Annotated in this window: 7 protein-coding genes; 3 read left to right on the forward strand and 4 right to left on the reverse strand. The window is 64.9% G+C overall.

Annotated features, from left to right (window positions below; translation table 11 throughout):
• The first annotated feature begins 351 nt into the window (after positions 1–351).
• Positions 352–723, forward strand: coding sequence for a hydrogenase maturation nickel metallochaperone HypA (locus ACTOXK_RS11750; protein ID WP_482278695.1), 372 nt, complete (start codon positions 352–354; stop codon positions 721–723).
• Between the two features lie 40 nt (positions 724–763).
• On the opposite strand, the gene ACTOXK_RS11755 is transcribed toward ACTOXK_RS11750, so the two are convergent.
• Positions 764–1,327 (reverse strand): TetR/AcrR family transcriptional regulator C-terminal domain-containing protein, encoded by a 564-nt coding sequence (locus tag ACTOXK_RS11755; protein ID WP_482278696.1) that lies wholly within the window; start codon positions 1,325–1,327, stop codon positions 764–766.
• A gap of 197 nt (positions 1,328–1,524) precedes the next feature.
• Between ACTOXK_RS11755 and ACTOXK_RS11760 the strand changes: the two genes are divergently transcribed.
• Both ACTOXK_RS11760 and ACTOXK_RS11765 read left to right on the forward strand, forming a co-directional pair.
• A complete protein-coding gene (locus ACTOXK_RS11760; RefSeq protein WP_482278697.1) occupies positions 1,525–3,006 on the forward strand; it encodes a 4Fe-4S binding protein in 1,482 nt (493 codons plus the stop codon).
• Between the two features lie 284 nt (positions 3,007–3,290).
• Positions 3,291–4,946: a Na+/H+ antiporter NhaC family protein gene (locus ACTOXK_RS11765; RefSeq protein ID WP_482278698.1), complete on the forward strand. Its 1,656-nt coding sequence runs from the start codon at positions 3,291–3,293 to the stop codon at positions 4,944–4,946.
• A gap of 241 nt (positions 4,947–5,187) precedes the next feature.
• Here ACTOXK_RS11765 and ACTOXK_RS11770 read toward each other — a convergent pair whose 3' ends face one another.
• From ACTOXK_RS11770 to ACTOXK_RS11780, 3 genes are all read right to left on the reverse strand, one after another.
• Complete coding sequence (locus tag ACTOXK_RS11770; RefSeq protein ID WP_482278699.1) at positions 5,188–5,673, reverse strand: Rrf2 family transcriptional regulator; 486 nt, start codon at positions 5,671–5,673, stop codon at positions 5,188–5,190.
• A 259-nt stretch (positions 5,674–5,932) separates the two neighbouring features.
• Positions 5,933–7,234, reverse strand: a complete 1,302-nt coding sequence (locus ACTOXK_RS11775; protein ID WP_482279336.1) for an NRAMP family divalent metal transporter — start codon at positions 7,232–7,234, stop codon at positions 5,933–5,935.
• An 87-nt stretch (positions 7,235–7,321) separates the two neighbouring features.
• Positions 7,322–7,567, reverse strand: a 246-nt coding sequence (locus ACTOXK_RS11780; protein ID WP_482279975.1) for a CBS domain-containing protein, incomplete at its 5' end; no start/stop codon positions are given.

Here is a 7,567-nt window from a genome sequence, read left to right on the forward strand (position 1 = left end):
GAGCCCGCCGCATAGGCGCCGCCCGGGCCGCGGGCCCCGGAGGGGGCCTGGCTCGGTGCGCCCGAATCGCCGCCGCCCCGAGCCAGCCAAGGGGTTGACAAGACTATAGAGACACCCCCCTGCGGAATGCCGTCCCCTCGGGCGGCATTCCGCGTTCTCGGCCATGGGGGTTGGCGTTCTGACGGACAGCGGCTGCCAGTAGACAATGGATGCGAAGTTGTCTATTTGCCGCAAGGCGCTCACCTGCGTAAAATCAGGGCAGAGCGCCCGGGTGCGAGCAGTAGGGGTGTCGGGGCTTTACGAGGTTCCGTCAAGGAGCCTGGGATCCGCAGCAGGAGAGGAGCAGGGGTTATGCACGAGATGGCGCTGGTGCGCAACATCATGGAAGTGGTGGTGGATGAGGCCGAGGCGGCCGGGGCCGCCGAGGTGACGGCCGTGCACATCGTGGTGGGGGAGGCCCGCGACATCGTGGTGGACCTGTTCGAGGGACTGTTCCAGTTCCTGGCCCGCGGCACTGTGGCCGAGCACGCCCGGGTGATTATCCACCCGGTGCCCTATCGGGTGCGCTGCCATGGGTGCGGCGAAGAGTTCAACCTGGACTTCAAAGACCGGCTCTCCCAAACCTGTCCCCGCTGCGGGGCCGATCGCGACTATCACCTCATCAGCGGCAACGAGCTCTCCATCAGCAAGATCGAGGCCATTCCCCAGCCTTGCAGCGCGTGAGCCCGGGCGGCTGCTGCGCTGGAGCGGCAGGGGTTCGCCGCTACACCTCGTTTGTCATGGCGCAGGGCGGTACGATCATGGGAATGAAATCGGGTTTGGTCGACCAGTACACGTCTACGAGCACATCATCGGGCGGCTCGGTCATATCGCTGGCGCACCAGTCGAGGAACAGGTTAGTGCAGCCGTACACGTAGGCGTCGATGAGGGCCTTGCGCGGGTCGTCGGCCGGGGGATGCTCCGTTTGGAAGACGAGCTTGTAGTACCCCTGCTTGAGCATGCGGTCGTGGGTCTCGTGGAAGTTGTTCTGGCCGGTGTGATGGGGAATCTGGCGGAAGAAGGCCCGATGCTCCCGGACGAACCGAAGCGATTCCAGGGATCCCTCCCGCGTGTTGAAGATGTCGTAGTTCCGCTCGAAGTGGTACACGAACACGTAGGCGATCAGGTCGTTGATGTCGCGGAAGTTGTTGTAGAACGTCTGGCGCGCCGTGTGCGTCTCGCGCAGAATGTCGGTCACCGTGATCTTGTTGATGGACTTCGTCTCGCTCAGGCGAAAGAGCGCCTCCACATAGCGCTCCTTAGCCGTTGCAGCTTCGCGGTCTTCCACGGCCCACTCCTATTCCCCCTGGGCTCTTTTCTCCCAAAGTATAGATGACCGCCGGGTTCCCCCTTGTGGGGAAGGGGCGGCGCGGCCCTAGACAATCGCCCCGCATCTGTCTATTTACGGCGGTCTTTCCCGATGCCTAGAATGCAGCTATCGCGCCCGTGATCGCAAGGGGGGGCGCCCCCGTGAGGAGGAAGACCATGAACAAGGAAGAACTGAGGGCCTTGGAAGACGAGATTATGCCCAACGGCATGCGCCGCCGCGATTTCCTGAAGGGGGCCGCCGCCTTCGGCATGGGCGTCATGCCCCTGGCCATGTTGCTCTCCGGTTGCAGCACGGCGCCTGCCGCGCCGGCCGACGAGAAGCTCTCCGAGACGGCGGGGGCTGCCGAGGGGGCCGGCGAGGGAGCGGCTGCGCCCACGGGCATCTCCACCACCGATGGGGCGTGGGTCGATCCCTCCAAGAGCGATAGCCTGCTCGAGCAGGTCATGGCCGAGACCGATGAGGTGACCGAGGCGGTGCGCCCCGACGGCACGGTGATTCCCGCCGTGTACGTGCGCATGCGCAACCGCATCAACCGCATCGGCAACGGCATCGGCTCCATTCCCGATGAGACCGGCTACGAGATGATCATGTACCTGTGGTCGGAGGAAGATGCCGAGAACTACCTGAAGATGCCCATGCACCGCATGTTCACTACGGGCGACTACATGGCGGCCACCGGCTTCGACGAAGAGACCTGCCAGCAGATTCTGGACGACCAGGCCGATCGCTGCCTCATCTGGCGCACCAACCGGGGCGGTCTTCCCCATTACGCCCTCATTCCCTACATCAACGGTTTTTGGGAGTTCAACGAGTTGCTGGCCCACTTCTCTGGCGTGGAGGGCGCTGTGGCCGAGTTCGATACCCAGGGTATCACCGGCATGGACCCCAACGGCGAGAACGGCACCACCTTCCCCCTGTTCCGCACCTATCCCATCAGCGTGGACGTGGTAGCCGAGGACCAGTTGCAGCCCTTCCAGGATTGGCGGGCCCTCATTCGCCGCAACAAGACCATCACCGTGTCCCCCTGCCAGTGCCGCACCATGTGGGACGCGCTCGGTGTGCCCCATCCCGACGAGCACCCCCACCGCACCTGCCTGTCGTTGGGCGACATGGCCGAGTATTTCATGGAGACCGGCATCGGCGAGCAGATCACCCAGGACGAGGCCATCGCCATCGTGGAGGACATCATTGACAAGGGCATGGTGGTGGAATCCATCTGCGCGAAGAACGCCGACATCATCTGCTGCTGCCATTCCGAGAGCTGCGGCAACCTCATGGCATGGCGCGGCAAGAACGGCCAGGGCGATCAGGGGAAGTTCTTCAGCGCTTACACGCTCCAGTACGATGGCGACGCTTGCATCAAGTGCGGTAAGTGCCTGGAGCGCTGTCCCATGCATTCCATCACCTTCGGCGATGATGGCCTGTGCGTCATGGATGCCGCCTGCGTCCGCTGCGGCCAGTGCATTCCCGACTGCCCCTCCCAGGCCCGTATTCTGACGGCGACGGAGGGCTATCCCGACCTGCCCGAGGACTACATGGACTGCAACCGCTACTTCGCCAAGGACCGCATGGCCCGCGGCCAGCTCGTCGACTTCACCGGCGGCGAGCTTGAGGCCAAGGTCGCGCCCGAGGCTTAAGGGTCGCTCCGGAAGCTCAGGAAGTTCAGGGAAGAGACCGAGTATCGCCCTCCCTTTGCGGAATGCCGCCCCTCCCGGGCGGCATTCCGTCGTTAGGGGGTGCAAACCGGCCCGTTCACGGCGCATTTTCTTACCAACTTGGGTATACTTAGGGCGTTCTGTCACCAGAAGGCCGAGGGCAGGGCACCTTGCAGGGGTTGTCGTCGCGGAGAAGGACCGCAACCGGCTCGTTTCCCGGGTGCCTGCGCGGGTGTCATGCTCTCGGCCCCTAAGGAAGGAAGGTCATGGAAGGATTCGATCTCATCGCCACGGGGCTGTGGTCCATCGTGCCGCCGATTCTGGCGCTGGTCCTGGCTCTCATCACCAAGGAGGTGTACTCCTCGCTGACCGTGGGCGTCTTTACGGGCATGGTGATCTACCAGTTCACGCTGAACGGCGTGGGCGGCGAGCAGCTGGTGGCCTCGTTCACCATGGTGCCCCAGATGATGGCCGAGCAAATAGCCGGCAACGGGGCGCTGCTGTTATTCCTTGCGCTTTTGGGAGCGCTTACTGTGGTCATCGCCACGGCCGGCGGCTCCCGTGCCTATGCGGAGTGGGTGACCACGCACGTGAAGAACGCCCGTGCCGCCTCGATCCTCACGGCGCTGCTCGGCATCATCATCTTCGTGGACGACTACTTCAACTGCCTCACTGTGGGCGCCGTCATGCGCCCGGTGACGGACAAGTTCCGCGTCAGCCACGAGAAGCTCGCCTGGATCATCGACTCCACGGCGGCCCCGGTCTGCATTATCGCGCCGGTATCCTCGTGGGCGGTGGCCGTGGGCGGCTACATGGGCGAGGACGGCTTCAACACCTTCGTGGCCTCCATCCCCTATAACTTCTACGCGCTGCTCACCATCTTCTTCGTGTTCTTCATGCTGATCATCCAGAAGGACTTCGGCCCCATGGCGGCGGCGGAAGATGCGGTCAACGACCGCATTCCGGCGGCCGGCTCGAAGCTCGAGGCCGTGTCTCTGGCCCGCATCGCCGACAAGGCCCAGGTCGATCTGGAAGGTGCGCCCAACATTCCCACGGTGGTGACCGAGGAGGGCGACGTGGACGACGCGGCCGCCGGCGCCATCGAGGAGTACAAGGGCCTCAACATCTCCGACCGCGGCACTATCTGGGATCTCATCGTGCCCATCCTCGTGCTCATCGTGTTCTCCATTCTGGGCATGATGTACATGGGCGGCTTCTTCAGCGGCGTGGACTTTGCCACGGCCGTGGGCGAGAACCCGGTCATGGGCCTGTGCATCGGCGCCGTGGTGGCGCTGTGCGTGGCGGCGGCCATGTTCCTGCCCCGCAAGCTCATGAACCTCGGCGGCTTCGTGGAGGCCATGTCCGAGGGCGTGCGCTCCATGATCGGCGCCATCATGATCCTCGTGCTGGCCTGGTCTCTCGGCGGCTGCTGCCGCTACCTGCTCGGTACCGGCGAGTTCGTGTCCGGCTTCCTGAACGGCCTGGGTGTGGGCCTCGACCTGCTGCCGGCCGTCATCTTCCTCGTGGCGGCGTTCATCGGGTTTGCCATGGGCACCAGCTGGGGCACCATCGCGCTCATCCTGCCCATCATCATCGGCGTGTTCGCTGCCGACGACCCGCTGTTCCTCGTGGCCGTGGGCTCGGCTCTGGCCGGTGCGGTCTACGGCGACCACATCTCGCCCATCTCCGACACCACCATCCTGTCCTCGGCCGGCGCCAAGTGCAACCACCTGCGCCATGTGGCCACGCAGATTCCCTACGCCACCCTGGTCATGGTCATCTGCTTCGTGGGCTACCTCATTGCCGGCTTCACCAAGACCCCCTGGATCTCCCTGGGCCTGGGCCTCGTGCTCATCGTGGTGGCCGTGCTCGTGCTCACCAAGATGGAAGAGGGAAAGAAGCGCGCCGCGAAGGCGGAATAGCCGCTAAGGCGGCTCGGCGCGGCGGGGCCGGTGATCTAGCGGCCCGGCGCCGCCACTTGGCTCAGCGCTGGTGCGGCGCCCGCATACCCCGGCGCCGCTGCCACCCCTTCGGTTCCCGATCGTGAAAAAGGCTCCCTGCGGGGAGCCTTTTTCGTTGAGTGGTACGGACAGCGCGCGGCGGGAAGCGAGCGCAAGGGGCGAGCCGAAGGTGCTTGGCGAGCCCTGTTCTGCTCGGGAGCCCTTAGGCCACGGCCGCGGCCTCGGCCAGCAGGCGCTGGCTCTCGGCGATGAGGCGACCAGCGAGGAATTCCTTGCCCATCTTCTCGTCGCGGGAGCAATCGAGCAGCATCTCCAACGTAATGCTGTCGAAGTAGGCGTCGTAACCGTCCAGCACGAGGTTGTAGGCCCGCTTGATGCCCTGGACCATAGGGGCGCCGGCGCGGTCCTTGCGGCGGGCGCGGGTGGTGTCCTTGGCGTCGTCGTCAAGGGCGTTCACCACTTGGAGCAGGGTGATCTTCGAGGGATCTTTGGCCAGCCGATAGCCGCCGTGCTTTCCGGGGCGCGCCTCAATGATGCCGGCGTTGCGCAAAAGCTGGGCGAGCTGAATCAGATAGTCGCGGGGAATGGACATATCCTGGGCGATATCCTTCGACGAGCAGGTTTGTCCCTGCGCGGCCAGGTACAGAACGGCACGCAGTCCATAATCGGTCGATGCTTTGAGTTGCACTGCAGCCTCCTTACGTATTGACGCCCACGGGTCTGCAGTTCGCACCACACCGACGGCCGCAACCGACAAAAACCGTCGGCGGACGTCACCCGCGGGTGTGCCGAAAGCGGTCTCTTTTGCCTTCGACACTTGCAGTATGCGATGGGTGAAGTGCTAATACAAGGGTTGTACCAAACGATGAGCAGGCCGATTCGCATACGTTGCCGCCACGTAAGAAAAGAAGGCGCAGTAGCGTGGCCGACGAAGGGCTCGGGTGCCCTTAGGCCAGCCCCAGCCCCTGCATGACCAAGAGCGCCGCCGTCAGGATGGCCACCACGCCCACGGTGGCCCACAGCAGCACCTTCGACAGGCGGCGCGAACGGTGCTCGCCCATGATGCGCTTGTCTGCCGAGATGATGGCCATGAACGCCAGCAGGATGGGCAGGATGACGCCGTTGACGAACTGGGCCGTCAGCATCATGGCCAGCAGGTTCACGTCGGGCAGCAGCACCACGATGGCCGAGAACGCGATCACGAAGGTGAAGATGGACTTGAACGTGGGGGCCTCGCGCCACTTGAAGGACACGCCCGCCTCCCAGCCGAAGGCCTCACAGATGACGAAGGCCGTGGTCAGCGGCAGCACGCAGGCCGCCAGAAACGACGCGGCGATGAGGCCCACGGCGAACAGGGCCTCGGCGTAGGGGCCGGCGAAGGGGGCGAGTGCCGCGGCGGCGTCGGCGGCCGAATCGATGGAGATGCCCGCGGGGAACAGCACCGCGCCCGTGGTCACGATGATGAACCAGGCAACGATGCAGGCGGCGATGGTGCCCGAGACGGCATCGACGCGCTGGGAGAACAGATCCTTGGTGGTGAGGCCCTTCTCCACCACGTTGCTCTGGGTGAAGAACATCATCCAGGGAGCGATGGTGGTGCCGATCATGGCAATGACCAGGGAGATGAAGCTCGCGTCGCCCACCACCGTGGGCACCACGGTATCGTGGGCCGCCTCGGCCCAGTTCGGTTGGGCCAGGAACGCTGCCACAATGTAGGTGATGAACACAAGGGACAGGGCCAGAAACACGTTCTGCACCCGCTTGTAGGAGCCGCCCACCACGAGCAGCCACACGGCCAGGGCCGCCACGGGCACCGAGATGTACTTCGACACGCCGAACATCTCCATGCCGCTGGCGATGCCGGCGAATTCCGAGAAGGTGGTGGCCACGTTGCCCACGAGCAGGGCCAGCATGGCGAAGGCCGCGAGCCGAATGCCGAAGCGCTCGCGGATGAGCGCCGCGAAGCCTTTGCCCGTGACGGCGCCCATGCGTCCGGCCGTGGTCTCCACCACGATGAGCAGCACGCACATGATGGGGATGACCCACAGGGTGGCGAAGCCGAAGTTCGCGCCGGCCGTGGAATAGGTGGAGATGCCGCCGGCATCGTTGCCGGCCATGGCCGTGATGATGCCCGGGCCCATGGCCGCCAGAATGAGCAGCAGGCGGTTGGGGCCGCGCTTGGCGCCAGCGCCCGGCTGCTCGCCGGCGGGAATGCCGCTCTCGGCCAGTTCGGAGGCGGCCTGGGCCATGGCGTGCTCGTTGGCGGTCAGGGACGGGGCGGCCGCGCCGGTGGTCATCTCGCGCTTCTTCGCGTTCACGGGTATCGCCTCCCTCGCCTAGTAGTGCAGGCCGCCGATATGCAGCGAGCCGGCCAGTTGCAGCAGGATAAGGGAGTACAGGAACAGCCCCAGCAGCACCGCCACGGTAATGCCGGCGATGGACAGGGCGCTCATCTTCGTCTTGTCGCTGGCCACGTCGTCTTCGATGGCGTCCCAGGCGTCGTCGGTGGTGACGATGCCGAGCAGGGTGCCGTGCTCGTCCACCACGGGCATGGCGGGGATGTCGTACTTGAAGATGTCGGC

The organism is Adlercreutzia sp. (assembly GCF_056795635.1).